This is a genomic window from Streptomyces sp. OfavH-34-F (assembly GCF_022347745.1).
Taxonomy (GTDB): Bacteria; Actinomycetota; Actinomycetes; order Streptomycetales; family Streptomycetaceae; genus Streptomyces.
Map to the genome: position 1 here is coordinate 1 of NZ_JAKRGC010000037.1, position 21,069 is coordinate 21,069.

At 70.3% G+C, this 21,069-nt stretch carries 23 protein-coding genes; 4 read left to right on the plus strand and 19 right to left on the minus strand.

The window, feature by feature from the left end; all coding sequences use genetic code 11:
- Positions 1 to 709: MaoC/PaaZ C-terminal domain-containing protein (locus tag MHW47_RS09040; RefSeq protein ID WP_239222126.1), on the plus strand; the 709-nt coding region annotated here is incomplete at its 5' end.
- Here the strand turns inward: MHW47_RS09040 and MHW47_RS09045 are convergent.
- The 6 genes from MHW47_RS09045 to MHW47_RS09070 form a co-directional block, all read right to left on the minus strand.
- A complete protein-coding gene (locus tag MHW47_RS09045; protein WP_239222155.1) occupies positions 699 to 1,319 on the minus strand; it encodes a TetR/AcrR family transcriptional regulator in 621 nt (206 codons plus the stop codon). The two genes, MHW47_RS09040 and MHW47_RS09045, sit on opposite strands and share 11 nt — an antisense overlap.
- A 170-nt stretch (positions 1,320 to 1,489) precedes the next feature.
- Positions 1,490 to 2,848 (minus strand): dicarboxylate/amino acid:cation symporter, encoded by a 1,359-nt coding sequence (locus MHW47_RS09050; RefSeq protein ID WP_239222127.1) that lies wholly within the window; start codon positions 2,846 to 2,848, stop codon positions 1,490 to 1,492.
- Between the two features lie 425 nt (positions 2,849 to 3,273).
- Positions 3,274 to 3,528 (minus strand): DUF4229 domain-containing protein, encoded by a 255-nt coding sequence (locus tag MHW47_RS09055; RefSeq protein ID WP_239222128.1) that lies wholly within the window; start codon positions 3,526 to 3,528, stop codon positions 3,274 to 3,276.
- A gap of 134 nt (positions 3,529 to 3,662) precedes the next feature.
- Positions 3,663 to 4,187 carry a GNAT family N-acetyltransferase gene (locus MHW47_RS09060; protein ID WP_239222129.1) on the minus strand — a complete coding sequence of 175 codons (525 nt, stop codon included), beginning with the start codon at positions 4,185 to 4,187 and terminating at the stop codon, positions 3,663 to 3,665.
- Positions 4,188 to 4,278: 91 nt separating this feature from the next.
- Positions 4,279 to 5,442: an aminofutalosine synthase MqnE gene (mqnE, locus tag MHW47_RS09065; RefSeq protein WP_239222130.1), complete on the minus strand. Its 1,164-nt coding sequence runs from the start codon at positions 5,440 to 5,442 to the stop codon at positions 4,279 to 4,281.
- 46 nt (positions 5,443 to 5,488) lie between these two features.
- A complete protein-coding gene (locus tag MHW47_RS09070) occupies positions 5,489 to 5,944 on the minus strand; it encodes an Lrp/AsnC family transcriptional regulator (RefSeq protein ID WP_239222131.1) in 456 nt (151 codons plus the stop codon).
- Between the two features lie 132 nt (positions 5,945 to 6,076).
- On the opposite strand from MHW47_RS09070, the gene MHW47_RS09075 reads away from it, so the two are divergent.
- Positions 6,077 to 6,214 (plus strand): hypothetical protein, encoded by a 138-nt coding sequence (locus tag MHW47_RS09075; RefSeq protein WP_239222132.1) that lies wholly within the window; start codon positions 6,077 to 6,079, stop codon positions 6,212 to 6,214.
- A gap of 12 nt (positions 6,215 to 6,226) precedes the next feature.
- On the opposite strand, the gene MHW47_RS09080 is transcribed toward MHW47_RS09075, so the two are convergent.
- Genes MHW47_RS09080 through MHW47_RS09095 form a run of 4 tightly spaced genes read right to left on the minus strand, consistent with a single transcriptional unit; the run spans position 6,227 to position 10,149 of the window.
- Positions 6,227 to 6,910, minus strand: a complete 684-nt coding sequence (locus tag MHW47_RS09080; RefSeq protein ID WP_239222133.1) for a UbiX family flavin prenyltransferase — start codon at positions 6,908 to 6,910, stop codon at positions 6,227 to 6,229.
- 41 nt (positions 6,911 to 6,951) lie between these two features.
- Positions 6,952 to 7,869 carry a menaquinone biosynthesis prenyltransferase MqnP gene (mqnP, locus tag MHW47_RS09085; protein WP_239222134.1) on the minus strand — a complete coding sequence of 306 codons (918 nt, stop codon included), beginning with the start codon at positions 7,867 to 7,869 and terminating at the stop codon, positions 6,952 to 6,954.
- The gene (locus MHW47_RS09090) at positions 7,866 to 9,323 is read right to left on the minus strand and encodes a menaquinone biosynthesis decarboxylase (protein WP_239222135.1); all 1,458 of its coding nucleotides are present in this window, start codon (positions 9,321 to 9,323) and stop codon (positions 7,866 to 7,868) included. Before MHW47_RS09090 ends, mqnP begins: the two co-directional genes overlap by 4 nt.
- Before the next feature lie 13 nt (positions 9,324 to 9,336).
- Positions 9,337 to 10,149 (minus strand): MHYT domain-containing protein, encoded by an 813-nt coding sequence (locus MHW47_RS09095; RefSeq protein ID WP_239222136.1) that lies wholly within the window; start codon positions 10,147 to 10,149, stop codon positions 9,337 to 9,339.
- Between the two features lie 287 nt (positions 10,150 to 10,436).
- Between MHW47_RS09095 and MHW47_RS09100 the strand changes: the two genes are divergently transcribed.
- Positions 10,437 to 10,820: a PLD nuclease N-terminal domain-containing protein gene (locus tag MHW47_RS09100; RefSeq protein ID WP_239222137.1), complete on the plus strand. Its 384-nt coding sequence runs from the start codon at positions 10,437 to 10,439 to the stop codon at positions 10,818 to 10,820.
- 66 nt (positions 10,821 to 10,886) lie between these two features.
- Here the strand turns inward: MHW47_RS09100 and ccsB are convergent, their stop codons facing one another.
- The 7 genes from ccsB to hemL all read right to left on the minus strand — a co-directional run bounded on the left by ccsB (position 10,887) and on the right by hemL (position 18,590).
- The gene (gene ccsB, locus MHW47_RS09105) at positions 10,887 to 11,975 is read right to left on the minus strand and encodes a c-type cytochrome biogenesis protein CcsB (RefSeq protein WP_239222138.1); all 1,089 of its coding nucleotides are present in this window, start codon (positions 11,973 to 11,975) and stop codon (positions 10,887 to 10,889) included.
- Entirely contained in the window at positions 11,972 to 13,699 is a 1,728-nt protein-coding gene (locus MHW47_RS09110) for a cytochrome c biogenesis protein ResB (RefSeq protein WP_239222139.1), read from the minus strand. Before MHW47_RS09110 ends, ccsB begins: the two co-directional genes overlap by 4 nt.
- A gap of 6 nt (positions 13,700 to 13,705) precedes the next feature.
- Positions 13,706 to 14,467, minus strand: coding sequence for a cytochrome c biogenesis CcdA family protein (locus MHW47_RS09115; RefSeq protein WP_239222140.1), 762 nt, complete (start codon positions 14,465 to 14,467; stop codon positions 13,706 to 13,708).
- Between the two features lie 4 nt (positions 14,468 to 14,471).
- Positions 14,472 to 15,080 carry a TlpA disulfide reductase family protein gene (locus MHW47_RS09120; RefSeq protein ID WP_239222141.1) on the minus strand — a complete coding sequence of 203 codons (609 nt, stop codon included), beginning with the start codon at positions 15,078 to 15,080 and terminating at the stop codon, positions 14,472 to 14,474.
- A gap of 67 nt (positions 15,081 to 15,147) precedes the next feature.
- Positions 15,148 to 16,410, minus strand: a complete 1,263-nt coding sequence (locus MHW47_RS09125) for a hypothetical protein (protein WP_239222142.1) — start codon at positions 16,408 to 16,410, stop codon at positions 15,148 to 15,150.
- A gap of 177 nt (positions 16,411 to 16,587) precedes the next feature.
- Complete coding sequence (locus tag MHW47_RS09130) at positions 16,588 to 17,277, minus strand: histidine phosphatase family protein (RefSeq protein ID WP_239222143.1); 690 nt, start codon at positions 17,275 to 17,277, stop codon at positions 16,588 to 16,590.
- Positions 17,274 to 18,590 (minus strand): glutamate-1-semialdehyde 2,1-aminomutase, encoded by a 1,317-nt coding sequence (gene hemL, locus MHW47_RS09135; protein WP_239222144.1) that lies wholly within the window; start codon positions 18,588 to 18,590, stop codon positions 17,274 to 17,276. The genes MHW47_RS09130 and hemL overlap by 4 nt, the downstream gene beginning before the upstream one ends.
- A gap of 130 nt (positions 18,591 to 18,720) precedes the next feature.
- Here hemL and MHW47_RS09140 point away from each other — a divergent pair, with 130 nt between their 5' ends.
- Positions 18,721 to 19,311: a hypothetical protein gene (locus MHW47_RS09140; RefSeq protein WP_239222145.1), complete on the plus strand. Its 591-nt coding sequence runs from the start codon at positions 18,721 to 18,723 to the stop codon at positions 19,309 to 19,311.
- A 67-nt stretch (positions 19,312 to 19,378) separates the two neighbouring features.
- Here the strand turns inward: MHW47_RS09140 and MHW47_RS09145 are convergent, their stop codons facing one another.
- Complete coding sequence (locus MHW47_RS09145; protein WP_239222146.1) at positions 19,379 to 20,575, minus strand: helix-turn-helix domain-containing protein; 1,197 nt, start codon at positions 20,573 to 20,575, stop codon at positions 19,379 to 19,381.
- 6 nt (positions 20,576 to 20,581) lie between these two features.
- Entirely contained in the window at positions 20,582 to 21,058 is a 477-nt protein-coding gene (locus tag MHW47_RS09150) for an NUDIX domain-containing protein (protein ID WP_239222147.1), read from the minus strand.
- Positions 21,059 to 21,069: the final 11 nt, after the last annotated feature.

A 21,069-nucleotide genomic window follows, 5' to 3' on the forward strand; every position in this document is an offset into this window, starting at 1 on the left:
CGCCCCCGCGGCGCCCGGCCCACTGGCCGCGTACCGCCGGATCTGCGGCTTCGCGGCGGACGGCCCGCTGCCGCTGACCTACCCGCACGTGCTGGCGTTCCCGTCGGCGATGCGGCTGATGACCCGCCGCGACTTCCCGCTCCCGGTCACCGGGCTCGTCCACACCTGGATCGAGATCGCCGCCCACCGCACCCTGTGGCCCGAGGACCCCCTCGAACTCACGGTGTACGCCGGGGAACTGGCCCCGCACCGGCGCGGCACCGAGGTCACCGTCGTCACCGAGGCGCGCCTCGCGGGCGAGCTGGTCTGGGAGTCCCGCAGCGGCTACCTCTCCCGGCACGCGACGCACACGCAGGAGCCGCCCCGCGCGGACCCGCCGCCGCCCCTGCCCGCCGTCGCCGAGTGGCGGCTGCCCGGCGACCTCGGACGCCGGTACGCGGCGGCCTCCGGCGACCGCAACCCGATCCACCTCCACCCGCTCACCGCCCGGCTGTTCGGCTTCCCGCGCGCCATCGCCCACGGCATGTGGACCGTCGCCCGCTGCCTCGCCGCCGCCCCGGACCCGGCCGCCCTGCGCACCGTACGCGCCGACTTCCGCGCCCCGGTCCTGCTCCCCGCCACGGTCACCTACGCCACCGAGGGCACCGCCTTCCAGCTCCGCGCCGGCGCCGACGGGGAACGCGTCCACCTGACGGGGACTACGGGCTAGGCACCTGCCAGGAGCGGCCGTTCATCAGGTTCTCCAGGCCCGCCCAGGAGAAGTTCATCAGGGTCGCCGCCGCCTCGTGGGCGGAGATGCCCGGGGTCTCGTTGGCCCAGCCGGCCAGCGACTCCGCGGCGCCCACCAGGGCCTGCGCGAGGCCCGCCACGTCCCGGTCGGGAAGCGCCCGGTCGCGGTGGGCCTCGCGGGCGGCGGCGCCGATGAGACCGGTCACGAACGCGACGATCTCCTCGCGCATCGCGTGCACCTCGGTGGCGAACGGCTCGCCGTGCGTCCGGGCCTGCCGGTAGAGCACCGCCCAGCCGTCCGGGTGCTCCGCGGTGTGCGTGAAGAAGGCGTGGAGCCCGTGCCAGAGCTGGCGGTCCGCCGGGAGGCCCGGTTCGGCGCCCGCCCGGACCGCGTCCAGCAGGGCCCGCGCCTCGCGCCGGATGCAGGCCGTGAACAGCTCGTCCTTGGAGTTCAGGTAGAGGTACACCAGCGGCTTGGACACCCCGGCCAGCTCGGCGATCTCGTCCATCGAGGCGGCCCGGTACCCGCGCTGCCCGAACGTCTGCACCGCGGCGTCCATCATCTGCCGCTCCCGCACCGCCCGCGGCATCCGCTTGTTGCGTCCGGTACTGGTACTCACGTCGGCTCCTCCCGCCCCCCGGCACTACTCCCCGGTAAGGGTACGGGGCCTGCGGGTCCGCCATGTCCGCCGCACGGCCGAGGGCCCCTCCTCCGCTCGGGAGAAGGGGCCCTCGGGCCTGGACGGTGGTGCGGTCGTCGTCAGACGGCGGCCGGGACGCGCTCCGGCGCGTCGGCCGGCGCCTCGGCGGCCTGCGGCTCGGCGTCGTCCACCGGGGAGGCCGAGGCCGAGTGGTAGGCGTCGAGGTCGAGGATCTTCTCGCGGGCCGAGACGATCACCGGGACGAGTGCCTGGCCGGCCACGTTGGTGGCGGTCCGCATCATGTCGAGGATCGGGTCGATGGCCATCAGCAGGCCGACGCCCTCCAGCGGGAGGCCCAGCGTGGACAGGGTCAGGGTCAGCATGACCGTGGCGCCGGTCAGACCGGCGGTGGCCGCCGAGCCGATGACCGAGACGAACGCGATCAGCAGGTAGTCGCCGATGCCCAGCTGCACGTCGAAGATCTGCGCGATGAAGATCGCGGCGAGCGCCGGGTAGATCGCGGCGCAGCCGTCCATCTTCGTGGTGGCGCCGAACGGGACGGAGAAGGAGGCGTACTCCTTCGGGACGCCGAGGCGCTCGGTGACCTTCTGCGTGACCGGCATGGTGCCGACCGAGGAGCGCGAGACGAACGCGAGCTGGATCGCGGGCCAGGCGCCCTTGAAGAACTGGAGCGGGCTGACCTTGGCGACGGTGGCGAGCAGCAGCGGGTAGACGCCGAACATCACCAGGGCGCAGCCGATGTAGACGTCGGCGGTGAACGTGGCGTACTTGCCGATCAGGTCCCAGCCGTAGTCGGCGATCGCGTAGCCGATGAGGCCGATGGTGCCGATGGGGGCGAGGCGGATGACCCACCACAGGGCCTTCTGCAGCAGCTCCAGGACGGATTCGCTGAGGGTCAGGATCGGCTGGGCCTTCTCGCCGAGCTGGAGGGCGGCGATGCCGGCGACGGCGGCCATGAAGACGATCTGCAGGACGTTCAGCTCGGCGAACGGCGTGATGACGTTGTTCGGGACGATCCCGGTCAGGAAGTCGAGCCAGGAGCCGGCGTGCTCGGGGAGCTTGCCGTCCTTCGGGGTCAGGCCGGTGCCGGAGCCCGGGTTGGTCAGCAGGCCGATCGCGAGGCCGATGGCGACGGCGATCAGCGAGGTGATCATGAACCAGAGCAGGGTGCGGGTGGCCAGCCGGGCGGCGTTGTTGACCTTGCGCAGGTTGGTGATCGACACCAGGATCGCGAAGAAGACGAGGGGCGCGACGGCCAGCTTCAGCAGCTGGACGAAGATGTGGCCGACCTTGTCGAGCGTGGTGTAGAGCCAGTCGATGTCCTGGCTGCGGGTGAGCCAGCCGAGCAGGACGCCGAGGACCAGACCGGCGACGATCTGGGCCCAGAACGGGACCTTGGGTATGCGGAAGCCGGAGCCTGCGGGCTTCTCGGCGGTGGACGCGGAGTTCGCGGACACGGACACACTCCAGATGTGACGCATCGGGACGCACGGGGACGGTGTGCGGAGGGGGACGGGGGTGCGGCGCCCGCGTCACGGGCAGGACCCGGAGGGCGGCGCCGCTGTATGTGCCGGAATCAGATGTTGCGGCAACAGACCGCGGACATACAGCGGCAGAGATCGACGTGCAGGCGCTCCACGAGCGGAGTGCCCGTGGCAGATCGGAGGCGCACAACAGTCTTCATGCCGAACACGTTAACACTTGAACTTTGAGACTCTCAAAGGTCTTCTTTGGTACGAGAGAGCGCTCCCAGCCCCCGCGCGACCGGCCGGAACCCTCAACTGCGCCTGGGAGAAAGCAAAACCCCAGCACAGGAGCGGTTGCTCCTGCACCGGGGCGGGACGGGAAAAGGTGCCGTGGTGTGAGGTAACTTACGCCGTTCTTACGAGGTGACGCCGTCCTCGCGGGTGCGGTTGGCCTCCAGGCGCGCCTTGGCCCGGCCGACCGAGTCCACGATCTGCTCGGACATCTCGTCGCGCTGCTTGCGCAGCATGACGAAGCTGAGCGGCGCGGACAGCACCAGGGCGAGCAGGATCACCCACACGAGGTTCGAGCCCCCGACCCCGGACGGCACCACCCCGAAGTGGACGGCGACGGCCGCGATGACGAAGCAGCCGACGAAGATGCTGAGACGCATCGCGGTGTACCGGATCGTTGCGCTCGGCTTGGCAGCGGACACAGCTGGCCTTCTCTCTACGTACGACAGTCCTGCCCGACCAGTGAAGCATGCCCCGCAATCGCTCGATTCGCAGGGCTGCGTCCGAGGGGCGCTCAGTACAGCGGGAGGAGCATCGTGATGTCGTCGCGGTCGTCCCCGTCGGCCACCCGGATCGCGCCCGGGACGCGCCCGACCTCCTTGTAGCCGCAGGACGCGTAGAAGCGGTCGGCGCCGGTACCGCCCCGGCAGGTGAGCCGCAGGGCCTCGATGCCCTCGGTCGCGTGGGCCGCGTCCGCCACCGCCGCCATCAGGTCCCGGCCGTACCCCCGGCCCTGGTGGCGGGGGTGGACCATCACGGTGTACACCCACAGCCAGTGCCGCATCAGCCGGTGCGTGTTGCGGGTGAGGAAGGCGGTGGCGGCGACGGCGCCGTCCTCGTCGCGGCCGACGACCAGCCGGGTACGGCCCTCGGCGAGCGCGAGCTGGTGCTTGAGCAGCTCGGGCCGTATGTCCTCCTCCGAGACGGGCGGCACGAAGCCCACCGCGCCCCCCGCGTTGGAGACATCGGCCCACAGCGCGACGATGCCGTCGCTCAGGGGCCGGTCGAAGGGCGGATCGACCACAAAGGTAAGACTCATAGCCGCAGATTAACCATTACAGGAGAGAGGGACAAGAAAGCTCCGGCCGGGGACGGTGGCCGGAGCTCTCGTACGCGGGGCGCGCGCCGGTTCAGACCCGCATCGGCTGCGGCGCCTCGCGCCGCTCCGGGTCCGGGCCGGGGTACTCGCGGATGATCTCGTACCGGGTGTTGCGCTCCACGGGGCGGAAGCCGGCGTCCCGGATCAGGTCGAGCAGGTCCTCGCGGGTCAGCTTGTTGGGCGTGCCGTAGTTGTCCGCGTCGTGCGTGATCTTGTACTCGACGACCGAGCCGTCCATGTCGTCCGCGCCGTGCTGGAGGGCGAGCTGCGCGGTCTGCACGCCGTGCATCACCCAGAACACCTTGACGTGCGGCACGTTGTCGAACAGCAGCCGGGAGACGGCGAACGTCTTCAGCGCCTCGGCGCCGGTCGCCATCGTGGTCCGCGCCTGGAGCTTGTTGCGGACCTTGCCGTCCTTCATGTCCACGAAGTCGTGCTGGTAGCGCAGCGGAATGAAGACCTGGAAGCCGCCGGTCTCGTCCTGCAGCTCACGCAGCCGCAGGACGTGGTCCACCCGGTGCCGGGGCTCCTCGATGTGTCCGTAGAGCATGGTCGCCGGCGTCTTGAGCCCCTTCTCGTGGGCGAGCCGGTGGATGCGCGACCAGTCCTCCCAGTGGGTGCGGTGGTCCACGATGTGCTGGCGGACCTCCCAGTCGAAGATCTCCGCGCCGCCGCCGGTCAGCGACTCCAGACCGGCCTCGATCAGCTCGTCCAGGATGTCCGAGGCGGACATGCCGGAGATCGTCTCGAAGTGGTGGATCTCGGTGGCGGTGAACGCCTTGAGGGAGACCTGCGGCAGCGCCTCCTTGAGCGCGCTCAGCGAGCGCGGGTAGTAGCGCCACGGCAGGGAGGGGTGCAGCCCGTTGACGATGTGCAGCTCGGTGAGGTTCTCGCCCTCCATCGCCTTGGCGAGCTTCACCGCCTCCTCGATGCGCATGGTGTACGCGTCCTTCTCCCCCGGCTTGCGCTGGAAGGAGCAGTACGCGCACGAGGCGGTGCACACGTTCGTCATGTTCAGGTGGCGGTTGACGTTGAAGTGGACGACGTCGCCGTTCTTCCGCGTCCGCACCTCGTGGGCCAGCCCGCCGAGCCACGCCAGGTCGTCGGACTCGTAGAGCGCGATCCCGTCCTCGCGGGTCAGCCGCTCACCGGCCCCGACCTTCTGCTCCAGCTCGCGCTTGAGTCCCGCGTCCACCAGTGCGCCTCCATGTCTTCCGTACCGGACCCGCCCCACCGTACGCCTAGGCCTGCTCGGGAAGCTCTCCGACCCGGTTCTCCCACTTGGTGGAGAGAACGATGGTGGTGCGGGTGCGCGAGACGCCCTTGGTGCTGCTCAGGCGGCGGATCGTCCGCTCCAGGCCGTCCACGTCACCGACGCGCACCTTGAGCATGTAGGAGTCGTCGCCCGCGATGAACCAGGCGTCCTCGATCTCCGCGAGGTCCTTGAGCCGGTGCGCCACGTCCTCGTGGTCGGCGTCGTCGGAGAGCGAGATGCCGATCAGCGCGGTGACCCCGAGACCCAGCGAGCCGGCGTCCACGGTGGCGCGGTAGCCGGTGATGACCCCGGCGGATTCCAGCCGGTTGATGCGGTCGGTGACGCTGGGCCCGGAGAGCCCCACGAGCCGCCCCAGCTCGGCGTACGAGGCCCTGCCGTTCTCCCGGAGGGCCTGGATGAGCTGCCTGTCCACCGCGTCCATATGACTGAAACCTTCCATTGTTCAGCAGTACCGCAAGTCTACGTGTAGAATCTAAGGCGTGCAGGCATTGAAGCCTGCAAATCTTCTCGCACAATCAAAAACCGCTTACGAATCTTCAGGAGTGACTGCCCCGTGTACACGATCGAGATGGCCCACGCCCGGATGCGCGAGCTTCAGGACCTGGCCAACCGCTCGCGTGCCCACCACCCCGCCGCCGCCCTCCGGCTCGACCGGGCCCGCGGCCCGCGCCGCGCCGGCAAGAAGCGCTGACCCGGCCGGCCATCAGCGCCCGGAGCCGTCCGGGGGGTGACCCGCACCCCCCAGCTCCCCCTTCCAGCGGCGGTACAGCCGGTGCGGCACCCCCGCCGCGTCCAGCACCCGCCCCGCGACGAAGTCCACCAGGTCCTGGATGTGCGTCGCCCCCGCGTAGAACCCCGGCGAGGCGGGCAGCACGACCGCGCCCGCCTCGTCCAGGGCCACCAGCTGCTTCAGCGTCGCCCCGCTCAGCGGGGTCTCGCGCACCGCGACCACCAGCTTTCGCCGCTCCTTGAGCGTCACGCTCGCGGCCCGCTGCAACAGGTCCTTCGAGAGCCCGAGCGCCACCCCCGCCACGCACGCCGTGGACGCCGGCACGATCAGCATCCCCTTGGCCGGGTACGACCCCGAGGACGGCCCCGCGGCCAGATCACCGGCCGCCCAGTGGCGCACCCCGGACACGTCCACGTCGAAGGTGTGCGGCTTGCCGTCGGCGCCCCGCGCCAGCCAGGCCGCCAGGTCCTCGCGCCAGTGCGCGTCCCGGTAGGCGATCCCGGTCTCGTCCAGGAGCGTGAGCCGCGAGGCCCGGCTCACCACGAGATCGACGCTCTCCCCCGCCGCCAGCAACCCGCGCAGCACCGAGGCCGCGAATGGGGTACCCGAAGCGCCGGAAACCCCGACAATCCAAGGCGAACGCGGCGACTGACTCACTGAAGACCCGGAATCCACCCCACCAGGCTATCCGGCGCCGCTCACACGGTGAGCCCGCGCACCACCAGGTCCAGCAGCGCGCACACGAACAGCGCGATCCCGATGAAGCCGTTGACCGAGAAGAACGCCCGGTTCAGCCGGGACAGGTCGTGCGGCCGCACCACGCGGTGCTCGTACACGAAGGCCACCGCGACGACCGCCATGCCGATCCAGTAGAACGCCTGCGCGTCCGTGGCCAGCCCGAACCACACCAGCAGGGCCGTCGTCACCGCGTGGCAGACCCGGGCACCCCACAGCGCGGCCGGGATGCCGTAGCGCGCCGGGAAGGACAGCACCCCGTGCGCCCGGTCCGCCCGCACGTCCTGGCAGGCGAAGATCAGGTCGAAGCCGCCGATCCAGACGCCGACCGCGAGCCCCAGGATCACCGCGTCCCACGACCAGCTGCCCGTCACCGCCAGCCAGGCCCCGATCGGCCCCATGGCCTGGGCGAGCCCCAGGATGGCGTGCGGGAAGTTCGTGAACCGCTTGCCGTACGGGTAGACCACCATCGGCACGACGGCCACCGGGGCCAGCGCCAGACAGAGCGGGTTCAGCAGCGCCGCCGCCCCGAGGAACACCACGAGCGCGACGAGCGCGCCCGTCCACGCCGACTTCACCGACACCGCGCCGGTGACCAGTTCGCGGCCGGCCGTGCGCGGATTGCGGGCGTCGATCTCGCGGTCGATGATCCGGTTCGCCGCCATCGCGAACGTCCGCAGCCCGACCATCGCCAGCGTGACCAGCAGCAGCGTGCCCCAGTGGACGTGCTCGTCGAGCCGGAACATCGCGGTCAGGGCGGCGATGTAGGCGAAGGGCAGCGCGAAGACGGAGTGCTCGATCATCACGAGCCGCAAGAACGCTTTCACCTTGCCGGTCGGCTGCGCCGGCCCCGAACCCAGGGCCGCTTCGGCTGCACTCACAGTCCGTATTCCTTCCACCGGCGGTCGACCAGCGCCGCCGTCTCCGGGTCCGACTCGACCATGTCCGGCCAGCCCCCGTCCCGCGTGTACCCCTCCTCGGGCCACTTCCGCGTCGCGTCGATGCCGGCCTTGCCGCCCCAGAACTGCTGGTACGAGGCGTGGTCCAGGTGGTCGACGGGGCCCTCGGCGACCGTCAGGTCGCGCGCGTAGTCGGTGTTGCCGAGGGCCCGCCAGGCCACCTCGTGCAGGTCGTGGACGTCGCAGTCGGAGTCCACGACGACGATCAGCTTCGTCAGCGACATCATGTGCGCGCCCCAGATCGCGCTCATCACCTTCTGCGCGTGCTTCGGGTACTTCTTGTCGATCGAGACGATCGCGCAGTTGTGGAAGCCGCCCGCCTCCGGCAGGTGGTAGTCCACGATGTCCGGGACGATGATCTTGAGGAGCGGCAGGAAGAACCGCTCGGTGGCCCGCCCCAGCGGGCCGTCCTCGGTCGGCGGCCGGCCCACCACGATCGACTGGAGCAGCGGCCGCTTCCGCATGGTCACGCAGTCGATGGTGAGTGCGGGGAACGGTTCCTGCGGGGTGTAGAAGCCGGTGTGGTCGCCGAACGGGCCCTCGGGCAGCGTCCTGCCGGGCTCCAGCCAGCCCTCGATGACGACCTCGGCGTTGGCCGGGACCTGGAGCGGCACGGTCTTGCAGTCCACCATCTCGATCCGCTTGCCCTGGAGGAACCCGGCGAACAGGTACTCGTCGATCTCCTCGGGCAGCGGGGCGGTGGAGGCGTAGGTGACGGCGGGCGGCGCGCCGAACGCGACGGCGACGGGCAGCCGTTCCCCGCGCCGGGCGGCCACCTGGTAGTGGTTGCGGCTGTCCTTGTGGATCTGCCAGTGCATCCCGATGGTGCGCCGGTCGTGGCGCTGGAGCCGGTAGAGCCCGAGGTTGCGGACGCCGGTCTCCGGGTGCTTGGTGTGGGTGAGGCCCAGGTTGAAGAAGGAGCCGCCGTCCTTGGGCCAGGTGAACAGCGCGGGCAGCTGGTCCAGGTCGACGTCGTCGCCGGTGAGGACGACCTCCTGGACGGGGGCGTTCTCGCTCTTCACCTTCTTCGGCGGTACGTGGACCATCGAGCCGAGCTTGCCGAACGCCTCCCGGACGCCGACGAAGCCGTGCGGCAGTTCGGGCCGGAGCAGCCCGCCGATCTTCTCGCTGATCTCGCCGTAGGACGTGAGCCCGAGCGCCTTGAGCAGCCGCTTGTCGGTGCCGAAGACGTTCATGGCCAGGGGCATGGAGGACCCCTTGACGTTCTCGAAGAGGAGCGCGGGCCCGCCCGCCTTGTTCACCCGGTCGACGATCTCGCCGATCTCCAGGTGGGGGTCGACCTCGGCCTTGATGCGCTTGAGCTCGCCCTCGCGCTCCAGGGCCCGGAGGAGGGAACGAAGATCGTCGTAAGCCATGCCGCCCAGTCTGTCATCCCACCGGTCGCGGGCCACCGGTGGCCGTGCCCGGGACGGGGTCGGCGGCGAGGGCCGGCGTCCGCTCGTCGCCGAGGACCAGGTCCGGGTCGAACATGACGATGGTCGCCGCGACGACGAGCATCACGAACGGACCGGCCACCATGGTCAGCAGGAAGGCGAGCTGGTCGATCGAGGACTGGGCGGAGGCGGTCGCCGAGGGGTCCGCGTGGACGCTGACGGCGGCCATGCCGGTGTAGTGCATGCCGGTGACGGCGACGCCCATGACGAGGCTCGCCCCGAGGCTGGCCCACAGGCCGCGGACGGAGACGGCCGCCCACAGGGCCGCGGTGGCGGCGGCCACGGCGATGAGCACCGACAGGGCGACGGTCGGCACCGAGTAGTCGATGGTGCCGTGCACCCGCATGGCGGCCATGCCGATGTAGTGCATGCCGGCCACCCCGAGACCCATGAACACCCCGGCCGCGGTCAGGACCTTGGGGCGCGAGCCCCGGTGGCCGACGAGGAAGACGCCGACGGCGGTGACCACGACGGCGACGACCAGGCTCAGGACCGTCAGCCGGGTGTCGTACGAGATGTCCGAGCCCTCGGCCCGGAAGCCCATCATCGCGATGAAGTGCATGGTCCAGATGCCGCAGCCGAGCGAGACGGCGGCCAGCGACAGCCAGCCGTTGCGGTTGCCCCCGTCCCCGCGCAGCAGGGACCGCACGGTGCAGCGCAGTCCGAGCGCGGAGCCCAGGCAGGCCATCAGATAGGCGGCGACGGGCGTCACCGCGCCGTAGTGGAAATCGGTCACCGTGGTGGCCACGACGCGATCCTTTACTCAAGAGTTCCATCGGGCCGGGACACCGGGGAACAGCTGCACAGGGCGGTCGCAGACGGCGGACCGCGCGGCCCAATCAACCACATGCCGCGCATGACGCTGAACTTATGATCTTGTGGTGATTGTCACGCGGTGCGCCGCTATGGGGCTTTTCACAGGGAAGGGGGAGAACCGTCCGCGACGGCGGCGGGGTGCGGGCCACCCGTTACCCTGGGCCCGTCACCGGGGCGGTGCGCTGCCCCGCCAACTCTCCGCGGGGGGACCCTTCCACCATGCTCCGGGCACTGATCTACCTTCTGCCGCTGGCGCTGACGATCTTCGCGTTCATCGACTGCCTCAACACCCCCGAGGACGAGGCCAAGCACCTGCCGAAGATCGCCTGGGTGTTCATCATCCTGCTGTTCTGGATCGTCGGACCGATCGTCTGGCTGGCCGCGGGCAAGGTCCGCCACGCTCCCGGCGGCGGCCGCGCGCCCTCCGAGTGGCGCCGCAACGGCCGTCAGCAGTGGGTGGCGCCGGACGACAACCCGGAGTTCCTGAACTCCCTCAAGGGGGAGAAGGAGAAGGACGAGTCGCAGCTCAAGGACTGGGAGGCGGACCTGCGCCGCCGCGAGGAGGAGCTGAAGCGCCGCGAGAACGGCGGCGACGCCGCGTAGCACCCCCGTACGACGACTGCCCGCCACCGGAGGTCCGGTGGCGGGCAGTCGTCGTACGCGGGTGGGTCAGACGCCGGCGTAGGAGTGCTTGCCGGTGACGAAGATGTTGACGCCGTAGTAGTTGAACAGCCAGCAGCCGAAGGCGATCAGGGCCAGGTAGGCGGCCTTGCGGCCCTTCCAGCCGGCCGTGGCGCGGGCGTGCAGGTAGGCGGCGTAGGCGACCCAGGTGATGAAGGACCAGACCTCCTTGGGGTCCCAGCCCCAGTAGCGACCCCAGGCGTCGCCCGCCCAGATCGCGCCCGCGATGATCGTGAACGTCCACAGCGGGAAGACGGCGGCGTTGATCCGGTACGCGAACTTGTCGAGGCTGGCGGCGGCGGGCAGCCGGGACAGTACGGACCGCGCGAAGGTGCTGGGCTCCTGGCCGCTCGCGAGCTTGTTCTCGTAGCTGTCCCGGAAGAGGTACAGCAGCGTGCCGACGGCGCCGATGTAGAAGACGGCTCCGCAGGTGATGGCGGTGGAGACGTGGATCCACAGCCAGTACGAGTGCAGCGCGGGCACCAGCTGGTCGCTGTCGGTGTAGAGCCAGGTGGTGGCGATGCCGAGGTCCAGCAGGACGGAGGTGACCAGCACCAGGCCCATCCAGCGGACGTTCTTCCTCAGCGCCAGCAGGGTGAGGTACGTGCCGACCGCCACCGTGGAGAAGGTGATGGAGAACTCGTACATGTTGCCCCAGGGCGCGCGCTGCACGGACAGCGCGCGGGCGACGACGCCCGCGGCCTGCACGAGGAACGCCAGCACGGTCAGCGAGACCGCGATCCGCCCGTAGAGGTCGCCCTTGAACGTGCCCCCGGCGGCGCCGGGGCCGTCCGGCACGTCACGCGAGCCGGCCGCGGCCCGGGTGACGACCTTGGGCCGCTCCAGTACGGCGGTGCTGCCGCCCTTGGCGGCGACCTGGACCCGCACCGTGCCGGCCGCGGTGGCGGCGTCCTCGGTGGTCAGCGCCGCGGCGGTGCGGCCGACCTTGCTGCGGCTGCCGAACACCCACTCCGCGATGTGCGCGAGGAAGGCCAGGGTGTAGACGGCCATCGAGGAATAGATCAGCACATTGCTGGTGTGCGCCAGGTTCTCGTTGGTTGCGGCGGCGAGATTCACTTCTCAGCCCCTTCGGCGGGTTCTACGGAGGACGCCTCGGCGACGTCGCTGTCGGTGCCGGGCGCGGTGGGCGCCTCGGCGTTGAGCATGACCGCGAGGTCGGCCAGCTCCTCGGGAAGCTTCGCGGACTCGCTGCGGCCGAGTCCGGCCATCTCGACGACGGTGGTCCCGTCGTCGCCGCGTACGGCCCGCACCCAGACGCGTCGGCGCTGGATGAAGAGGGAGCCGGCCAGGCCGGCGATGGCGGCGACGGCGCCGGTGAGCGCCCAGCCGCTGGCGGGCTGCTCGGAGATCTGGAAGCTCGCCCACTCCTGCAGCCCCTCGAAGGTGATGGAGCCGGCCCCGTCCGGCAGCTTCATCGTCTCGCCGACGAGGAGGCGCTGCTTGAGCTGCTTGCCGTCGGCGTCCTTGAACTCCTTCATCTTGGACGTGTCGAGCTGGTACACGTTCTGCGCGATGCCGGAGTCCACGCCGATCGAGCCGTGGTAGCCGTTCAGCGCGAGGACGGGGAAGTCGGCGGCCGGGAACTGCGACCACATCGTGCCCTTGCCCTTGCCGGCGAAGGTCGGCACGAAGAACGCCTGGAAGCCCAGCTGCTCCTTCTTTCCGGCCTTGTCGCGGTAGCCGTCCAGGACCTTGATGGCGCCGCTCGACGTGACGTTGTTGTCGAGGGGCAGCAGCGGGACGGCCGCCTTGTAGATCTCCTTGCCCCGGCCGTCCTTGACGGAGACGACGGGCGCGTAGCCGTGGGCGTTGAGGTAGACCTTGGTGCCGTCGACGTCGAGGGGCTCGTTGACCTTGATGACCTTCTTCTGCGGCTTGCCGTACGCCCCGTCCGAGAACGTGACGTGCGCCTCGTACGTGCGCGGGGTGCCGATCTGCGGTCCGCTGCGTTCGTACGTGCCGATGAAGTCGTCCAGCACGAAGCTGAACGGGGTCAGCGCGTTGCTGTCGAAGAGCGTGCCGGCCTTGAAGTCGTCGTACTGGGTGATCGTGTTGGAGAAGCCGTCGCCCTCGACGACGAGCTTGGCGCCCTCGGACTTGAAGAGCTGGCCCCAGGCGAAGGCGACGAGCATCACGATGAGCGCGATGTGGAAGATCAGGTTGCCGGCCTCGCGCAGGTAGCCCTTCTCGGCGGCGACGGCGTCCCCGGCAACATGGGCCCGGAAGCGGCGCTTGCGGACGACGGCGAGCGCGGCCTCGTGGACCTGCTCGGGGCTCGCCTCGGTGCGCCAGGTGGTGTACGCGGGCAGCCGGGTGAGGCGCTTGGGGGCGCCCGGCGGGAGGCTGCGGAGCTGGCCGACGAAGGTGGCGGTGCGCGGGACGATGCAGCCGATCAGCGAGACGAACAGCAGGATGTAGATCGCGGAGAACCACACCGAGCTGTAGACGTCGAAGAACTGGAGCTTCTCGTAGATCGGCGTGACGGTCGGGTGCGCGTTCTTGAACGTCTGCACCTTCAGCTCGTCCACGCTGTTCTGCGGGATCAGCGAGCCGGGGATGGCGCCGAGGGAGAGCAGGAACAGCAGGATCAGCGCGACCCGCATGGAGGTGAGCTGGCGCCAGAACCAGCGCGCCCAGCCGACGACGCCCATGGCGGGCAGGGTGGCCAGGGACTCCTCGCGGGGCGCGGTGGAGAGCTGGGAGCCGGCTGCGCCCAGGTCAGGGGCGTTGTCCTGGTCCTGGTCCCGCTCCCGGGAGGTGTTGGACGTGGTGTTGCTCATTGGTACTCAGATCCCCACCTGGAAGTCGGCCGACCAGCCCTGTAGTTCCTGCATCATGCTGCTCCACACGCCGGTCAGGAGGAGCAGCCCGGTCACGATCATCATGCCGCCGCCGATGCGCATGACCCAGGCGTAGTGGCGCTTGACCCAGCCGAACGCGCCGAGCGCCTTGCGGAAGGCGACGGCGGCGAGCACGAAGGGGATGCCCAGGCCCATGCAGTAGGCGACGGTCAGCAGGGCACCGCGCCCCGCGGTGCCCTGGTCCATGGCGAGCATCGAGACCGAGCTGAGCGTGGGCCCGAGGCACGGGGTCCAGCCGATGCCGAAGAGGGCCCCGAGCAGCGGGGCACCGACCAGGCCGGTGACGGGCTTGCGGTGGATGCGGAACTCGCGCTGGGTCATCCACGGCATGAGGCCCATGAAGAAGACGCCCATCAGGACCATCAGCACGCCGAGGACCTTGGTGAGCGGTCCGCTGTTCGCCTGGAGGGTGTCGCCGAAGTAGCCGAAGAGGGCGCCGCCGGAGACGAACACGGCGGTGAACCCGGCGACGAAGAGCGCGGCCCCGGCGACCATCCGGCCGCGCCGGGCGTCGGCGAGGTCGGCGCCGCTGACCCCGGTGACGTAGCTCAGGTAGCCGGGGACCAGGGGCAGCACGCAGGGCGAGAAGAACGAGACGAGTCCGCCGAGCAGGGCGATCGGCAGGGCGACCAGCAGGGCCCCGTTGAGGACCGTGTCGTTCTGCATGGCGGCGGCGAGGGTGATCACCTGATCACTTCTCCGCGATCAGCGGGTCGATCATCTTGCGCAGCTGGACGTCGTCGAGCGGGCCCACGTAGCGGGCGGCGAGCTTGCCCTCCCGGTCGATGACGACGGTCGACGGGATGGACTGGAGCCGGAACGTGCCCTTGGGGAAGCGGAGCAGGAGCTTCCCGGTCGGGTCGTAGAAGCTGGGGTACGTGACCCCGAAGTTCTCCTCGAAGCTCTGGGCGTTGCTCCGGGAGTTGTCGCGGGTGTTGACGCCGACGAACTGGACGCCCTGGTCCTTGGTGGCCTCGGAGACCTTCTTGAAGTACTTCGCCTCCAGCCGGCACGGGGCGCACCAGGAGCCCCAGGCGTTGAGGACGATGACCTTGCCCTTGTAGTCGGCGAGGTCGAGCCGCTTGCCGTCGACGGTGTCGCCGTCGAGCTTCGGGGCGTCGGCGCGCCGGCCCTTGGGTGCGGTGGAGATGCCGCTGTTGCCCGTGACGAAGTTCGTGTCGCCGCCGCCGCTGGTCTGGTCGCCGGAGTCGCACGCGGTCAGCGTCAGCGCGAGCGCGGCTGCCGCCAGGGGGGCGGCGAGCAGGGTGAAGCGGCGTCGGGGTGCGCGGCCATGGCTCATGTGAAAAGTTTCGCATGGCGGTTCCGGGGATCTTGGGCACCCCCCTCGGTGCCCGTAAAGCCCGTTGTCAGGCTTGTTTAAAGAAGGCGTTCCAGCCGCCTGCGGGAGCCTCGCCCACCTGGAGTGTACGGAGCTTGTCGAGGACCGCCGGGTCCTGTACGTCGAGCCAGTCGACGAACTGGCGGAAGGAGACGAGGCGCACATCGGGTTTTCCGGCGATCTGCTTGAGCGCGTCCTCGACGGCGTCCATATAGATGCCGCCGTTCCACTCCTCGAAGTGGTTTCCGATGTAGAAGGGTGCGCGATTCGTCTCGTAGGCGCGCTGGAATCCGCTGAGGTATGACTGCGTGGCCTGCTGCCGCCAGCCGGGATAGCGGGCCGGCATTCCCTTGGTGGAGTTGTGGGACTGGTTGGCGAGGATGTTGTAGTCCATGGAGAGGACTTCGAAGCTGTGGCCGGGGAAGGGGATGCCCTGGAGCGGGAGGTCCCAGATGCCCTGGCGCTTGCGGGGCCAGACCTGGGTGCCGCCGGGTGAGCTGGCGTCGTAGCGCCAGCCGAGCTTCTTCGCGGTGGGCAGCAGGTTGTCCTGGCCGAGCAGGCAGGGGGTGCGGCCGCCGACGAGTTCCTTGCGGTAATCGAAGGGGAGCGGTTCGACGTCGGCCCAGCCGGTGTTGGTGCGCCATTCGGTGACGAAGGAGATCGCCTGGTCGATTTCGCTCTGCCACTGGGCCGGGGTCCAGTTGGCGACCGATCCGGAACCGGCGCAGAAATGCCCGTTGAAGTGGGTGCCGATCTCGTGGCCGTCGAGCCATGCCTGGCGGACGTTCTTGAGCGTGTCCTTGACGTGGGCGTCGGTGAGATAGCCGATGTCGGAGGCGCCCACGGGGTTGTTCGGGGGCCGGTAGCGGGTTTTCTTCGATTCCGGGAGCAGATAGAGGCCGGAGAGGAAGAAGGTCATCGACGCGTCGTGTTCGCGGGCGAGTTCCAGAAAGCGGGGGAAGAGCCCGTTGCCGACCTCGCCGGCCCCGTCCCAGGAAAAGATCACGAACTGCGGCGGCTTCTGGCCGGGCTCCAGCGGTACGGGGGCCTGCGGCTGCCGGGGCTGCTTTCCGGTGTCGGCGGTGGAACCGTCACCGATGGCGCGGACGTGTTTACCGGTGCCCTTGTGGGTGCCGCCGGCCTTCTGCCCGGTGGCTCCCTTGTCGGGCCCGGCGCTGTTCTCCGCGTGGCCGGCGCCGGACGAGCCGGTGACGCCGCACCCGGCCATCCCGGCGGCGGCCGCGGCCCCGAGACCGGCTCCCAGCAATCCCCTTCGGCTGATCTCACGCATGCGGCTTCCCATCTGCGGTCGTTTTGCCCTAACTACATACAAACTGGCAAACGCTTAGATGGGAGGAGCCACACGGAGGTTCCCCCGGATAGCACAAAGTTCTTTACGAAACCAGCCCCCGGCGGTGACCGAACACAGAACCGAATACCGGCCGGGGGCATACCGCGGGGGCGACCGCTACGCCCCGAACCCCTTCGAGGCGCCCTTCACCGGCTTCGCGCCCGCCCGCAGATGCGCCGGGACCAGATCACGGGCCGGCTCCGAGTAGCCCACGGACACGATCTTGTCGCCCCGGTAGGTGAAGCTGGTCAGCGAGGCGAGGGTGCACTGCCGCTTGCGCGGGTCGTGCCAGAGCCGGCGGCGCTCCACGAAGCTGCGGACGATCCAGATCGGCAGCTGATGGCTGACGCAGACCGCCTCGTGCCCCCGCGCCGCGTCCTTCGCCGCGTCGAGCGCGCCCATCATCCGGACGACCTGCTCGATGTACGGCTCGCCCCACGACGGACGGAACGGGTTCGTCAGGTGCTTCCAGTTGTCCGGCTTGCGCAGCGCGCCGTCGCCGACGCCGAAGGTCTTGCCCTCGAAGACGTTGGCGGCCTCGATGAGCCGTTCGTCCGTGGCGAGGTCCAGGCCGTGCGCCTTGGCGATCGGGGTCGCGGTCTCCTGGGCGCGCTCCAGCGGGGAGGCGACGGCGTACGTGATGTCGCGCTTCGCCAGGTGCTCGGCGACCCGGTCGGCCATCTTCCGGCCCAGCTCGGACAGGTGGTAGCCGGGCCGGCGGCCGTACAGCACGCCCTCCGGGTTGTGCACCTCACCGTGGCGCATCAGGTGGACCACGGTGATGTCGGCGGCGGACTTCTCGCTCATGCGGTGGCCTCCGATGCGGCGCGGGCGGCGGCGGGCAGGGCTGCGGCGATCCGCTCGACGGCCCGCGCGTCGTGGGCGGTCGAGACGAACCACGACTCGAACGCGGACGGCGGGAGGTAGACCCCCTGCGCCAGCATCGCGTGGAAGAACGGGGTGTAGCGGAAGGCTTCCTGCCGCTTGGCGTCCTCGTAGTCACGGACGGGGCCGTCGGTGAAGAAGACGGAGAACATGTTGCTCGCCGCCTGCACGGTGTGCGCCACGCCCTCCTTGTCCAGGGCGGCGCTCACCAGGCCCCGGATCTCGGCGGACACCGCGTTCACCTTCGCGTACGCCGCGTCGTCCAGGAGCCGCAGCTGCGCGAGCCCGGCGGCGGTGGCGACCGGGTTCCCGGAGAGGGTGCCCGCCTGGTAGACCGGGCCGGCCGGGGCCAGGTGCGCCATCACGTCGGCGCGCCCGCCGAAGGCCGCGGCCGGGAAGCCGCCGCCCATCACCTTGCCGAAGGTCATCAGGTCGGGGCGGACCCCGTCCACGCCGAACCAGCCCGCCTTCGACGTACGGAAGCCGGTCATCACCTCGTCGGAGATGTACAGGGCGCCGTGGGCCGCGCACAGCTCCTTGAGCCCGGCGTTGAACCCGTCCAGCGGCGGGACGACGCCCATGTTGCCCGGCGACGCCTCGGTGATCACGCAGGCGATCTCGCCGGGGTGCGCGGCGAACGCGGCGCGCACGGCCTCCAGGTCGTTGTACGGCAGCACGATCGTGTCGCCCGCCTGCGCGCCGGTCACCCCCGGGGTGTCGGGCAGGCCGAAGGTCGCGACGCCGGAGCCGGCGGCGGCCAGCAGGGCGTCCACGTGGCCGTGGTAGCAGCCGGCGAACTTCACCACCTTGGCCCGGCCCGTGAAACCGCGCGCGAGGCGGATCGCGGACATGGTCGCCTCGGTCCCCGACGACACCAGGCGCACCTGCTCCACCGGCTCGACGCGCGCGACGATCTCCTCGGCGAGCGCGACCTCGCCCTCGCCGGGCGTACCGAACGAGGTGCCGCGGGCGACGGCCTCCTGGACTGCGGCGATCACCTCGGGGTGGGAATGGCCGAGAATCATCGGCCCCCACGAACACACGAGGTCGACGTATTCCCGTCCATCGGCATCGGTCAGGTACGGACCGGTACCGGACACCATGAACCGGGGCGTACCGCCCACGGCCCGGAATGCCCGGACAGGAGAGTTCACGCCGCCGGGCGTCACGAGGGACGCGCGGTCGAAAAGCGTCTGCGAAACTGGGGCGTCATAGGGAAAGCTCACACATGCCATGGTGTCAGAGGTACGGACGGTCTTTGCGGACAGGTGTTTCACCGCACGTCCGTGGGGGAGGTCACTGACACGATGATCGGGTTGCGCGGCGGGGGCTGTGCCTCCTAGTGAGTAGTCGGGTGGATGAGATATGCATCGCGGTGGCGAAGTGGGCGAGGGGACGGACGGCCCGGCCGAGCCGACCCGGCGGGGCCGGCACCGGCGCGACGCTGAGCAGGCGCAGGGCATACAGGCCGGTGAGGCGCGGACAGGCGGTGGAGCCGGGAGCAGGAGTGGTGGCCGGGTGGGGGTGACCTACAAGTACTTCGGGGCTCCCGACGGGGCCACCGCCGCGCGGGTGCCGATCTCCATGCGGCCCGAGGAGCTCGGCGGCGACGAGCTGGGCATGGGCGGCCTCTTCACCAAGATCAAGCCCGAGACGGTGGCCGCGATGGTCCTCACCGGCATACAGGGCATACCGCTGCACAAGGTCCCGCCGCTCGAACTGGTCGTCCTGCACCCCGACTACGCGGTGGTCAAGCTCCCGATGACGGTCGTCGACCCCCTGCGCGGCGTGGGCGAGGAGTCCGTGGGCGCGGCCGCCTTCATCTGGTCCACGGTCCCGGACCGGGGCGGCCCGAGCGACGCCTTCAACGTGTACCAGCTGCTCCACGAGTGGCAGGACTTCTCGCACCGCCTGCACGAGGCGGGGCACCAGGCGTACTGCCTGGTGTGGCCCTGACCTGGAGTTTCGTGAGAGTCGGGTGGGGTCTTCGGACCTGACCCCTTTGCTCGCCGGGGAGAGGCCGTCAGGCGGCCATCTCCCGTCGTATCCGGTCCAGGTTCCGGCCCGCTGTGGAACGCTGCGTGGGCAGCCGTGTCCCCGCTGTGCGCATGATGCGCTGGAGCTGGTGGGGAAGGCGCTGTGTCACCGCCTCCCGGGTCGCGGTGTCCAGCGACTGGGCGGCGCCGTTGCGGTCGCCGGCCAGCAGCTGGACGTGGGCGACGGTGACCAGCTCGATCACACGCCATTGCGGTGCCACGACGGTCGTGGGCACGAGGCTCCGCTCCACGAGCCGCATGGCCGCCTCGGTGCGCCCTGTGGAGACGAGCCCGCGCAGGCGGATCTCGTGGAGGGAGAAGGGGTTGAACAGGCTGGTGTGGTCGACGCGGTCGAGGAGGGCGTCGGTCTCCCGCATCACCCGGTCGAACAGCTCGCCGTTGCCCAGGGCGCCGGCGGCCCGCGCGAGGAGCGGCAGGGCGGCAGCGCGGGCGGTGGCATCGGGGGCGATGGCCGCGGCACGGCACAGCCGCTGGACGGCCGCGCCCCGCAGGTTGGCCTTGCGCAGCTCGTTGCCGTGCATGCGGAGCACGTACGAGGTCGTCCGCGGATCCTCGAAGTACTCGGCGATCTGAAGGCTCTTGGCCGTCCAGTGCGCGGCGGTGGCCAGGCGTTCTTCCGGCAGTACGTTGCCCAGGGCGACGCCGAGGCCGGCGCGGGCGCGGGTGAGCAGGTGCAGGACGTCGCGTTCGGTGTGGCCGTCGTCGATACGGGCTTCGAGGCGGGCCACGAGCGGCCACAGCTCAAAGACGGCTTCCGAGGCGTGGCCGGACTGGCGTGCGATCTCGGCGAGCCGGACGGTCGACTCTCCGAACTGCAGCATCGCCCGGTGGTCCGTGTCGGTGGGATCGGTGACGCCGAGGACGTGAGGCGGCAGCCGCAGGGCCTCGCATACCCTGCGGCGGGAGGCGACGTCGTCGAGGGCGCGCTTCTCCAGCTCCAGGGCGGAGATGTAGGTCTTGTCGTAGCCGAGGAGTTCACCGAGCGCGGTCTGGTTCAGGCCGTGCACGCGGCGGTAGAAGCGGAGGATGCCGGCCAGGTTCCCTGAGGCGAGTACGAGTTGGGCCTGCGGGGTCGCCCAGCGCCACTGGGCGTGCCGGGCCGAGGGACCAGAAGGCGGGAGCCGGTGCTGTCCCGCCTGCGGCGCGCTCTCGCCTCCGGCCATGGCCCGCTACATCCGATCGCCGTCGTCCTGGCCGGCCGGGCCGACGGAGTCCCGGGTGTACCAGGCCGCGATGGCCTGCTTGTAGCCCTCAGGCATGTTCAGCCCCGGCACCTCGTCGCGGGTGAACATGCCGAGCTGCTTGTGCTCGTAGCTGACGACCGGCGGGCGTTCGGGCGTCAGGACGGTGCAGCCGTAGGTCACGATCAGTACCCGCCGTCCGGGAACGGGCTGGTAGATCCACACGCCCGCCTCGATGAGCGGCCCGGCCTCGACCTCCCAGCCGGTTTCCTCCTGAATCTCGCGCTCCAGCGCCGCCTCCGGGCTGCCGTCCGGCTGCTGCGCGCCGTCGGGGCTGCCGATCTCCAGCCGGCCTCCGGGCAACTCCCACTCGTCGCGCTCGTTCCGCAGCAGGAGCACACGGTCATGCGCGTCGAGCGCGACACCCTTCACGGAGACGGGCCAGAGCGGCGGCGTGTACGTCATGACGATCCTCG

What these genes read in the sequence shown, in the direction of transcription:
- MHW47_RS09090 (WP_239222135.1), bottom strand. Translation starts at nt 9,323, where the DNA reads ATGGCTTACGACGATCTTCGTTCCCTCCTCCGGGCCCTGGAGCGCGAG.
- MHW47_RS09145 (WP_239222146.1), bottom strand. Translation starts at nt 20,575, where the DNA reads ATGGCCGGAGGCGAGAGCGCGCCGCAGGCGGGACAGCACCGGCTCCCG.
- MHW47_RS09130 (WP_239222143.1), bottom strand. Translation starts at nt 17,277, where the DNA reads ATGAGCGAGAAGTCCGCCGCCGACATCACCGTGGTCCACCTGATGCGC.
- MHW47_RS09110 (WP_239222139.1), bottom strand. Translation starts at nt 13,699, where the DNA reads ATGAGCAACACCACGTCCAACACCTCCCGGGAGCGGGACCAGGACCAG.
- MHW47_RS09150 (WP_239222147.1), bottom strand. Translation starts at nt 21,058, where the DNA reads ATGACGTACACGCCGCCGCTCTGGCCCGTCTCCGTGAAGGGTGTCGCG.
- hemL (WP_239222144.1), bottom strand. Translation starts at nt 18,590, where the DNA reads ATGGCATGTGTGAGCTTTCCCTATGACGCCCCAGTTTCGCAGACGCTT.
- MHW47_RS09120 (WP_239222141.1), bottom strand. Translation starts at nt 15,080, where the DNA reads ATGAGCCATGGCCGCGCACCCCGACGCCGCTTCACCCTGCTCGCCGCC.
- MHW47_RS09100 (WP_239222137.1), top strand. Translation starts at nt 10,437, where the DNA reads ATGCTCCGGGCACTGATCTACCTTCTGCCGCTGGCGCTGACGATCTTC.
- MHW47_RS09055 (WP_239222128.1), bottom strand. Translation starts at nt 3,528, where the DNA reads ATGCGTCTCAGCATCTTCGTCGGCTGCTTCGTCATCGCGGCCGTCGCC.
- MHW47_RS09045 (WP_239222155.1), bottom strand. Translation starts at nt 1,319, where the DNA reads ATGCCGCGGGCGGTGCGGGAGCGGCAGATGATGGACGCCGCGGTGCAG.
- MHW47_RS09140 (WP_239222145.1), top strand. Translation starts at nt 18,721, where the DNA reads ATGCATCGCGGTGGCGAAGTGGGCGAGGGGACGGACGGCCCGGCCGAG.
- MHW47_RS09070 (WP_239222131.1), bottom strand. Translation starts at nt 5,944, where the DNA reads ATGGACGCGGTGGACAGGCAGCTCATCCAGGCCCTCCGGGAGAACGGC.
- MHW47_RS09060 (WP_239222129.1), bottom strand. Translation starts at nt 4,187, where the DNA reads ATGAGTCTTACCTTTGTGGTCGATCCGCCCTTCGACCGGCCCCTGAGC.
- MHW47_RS09125 (WP_239222142.1), bottom strand. Translation starts at nt 16,410, where the DNA reads ATGCGTGAGATCAGCCGAAGGGGATTGCTGGGAGCCGGTCTCGGGGCC.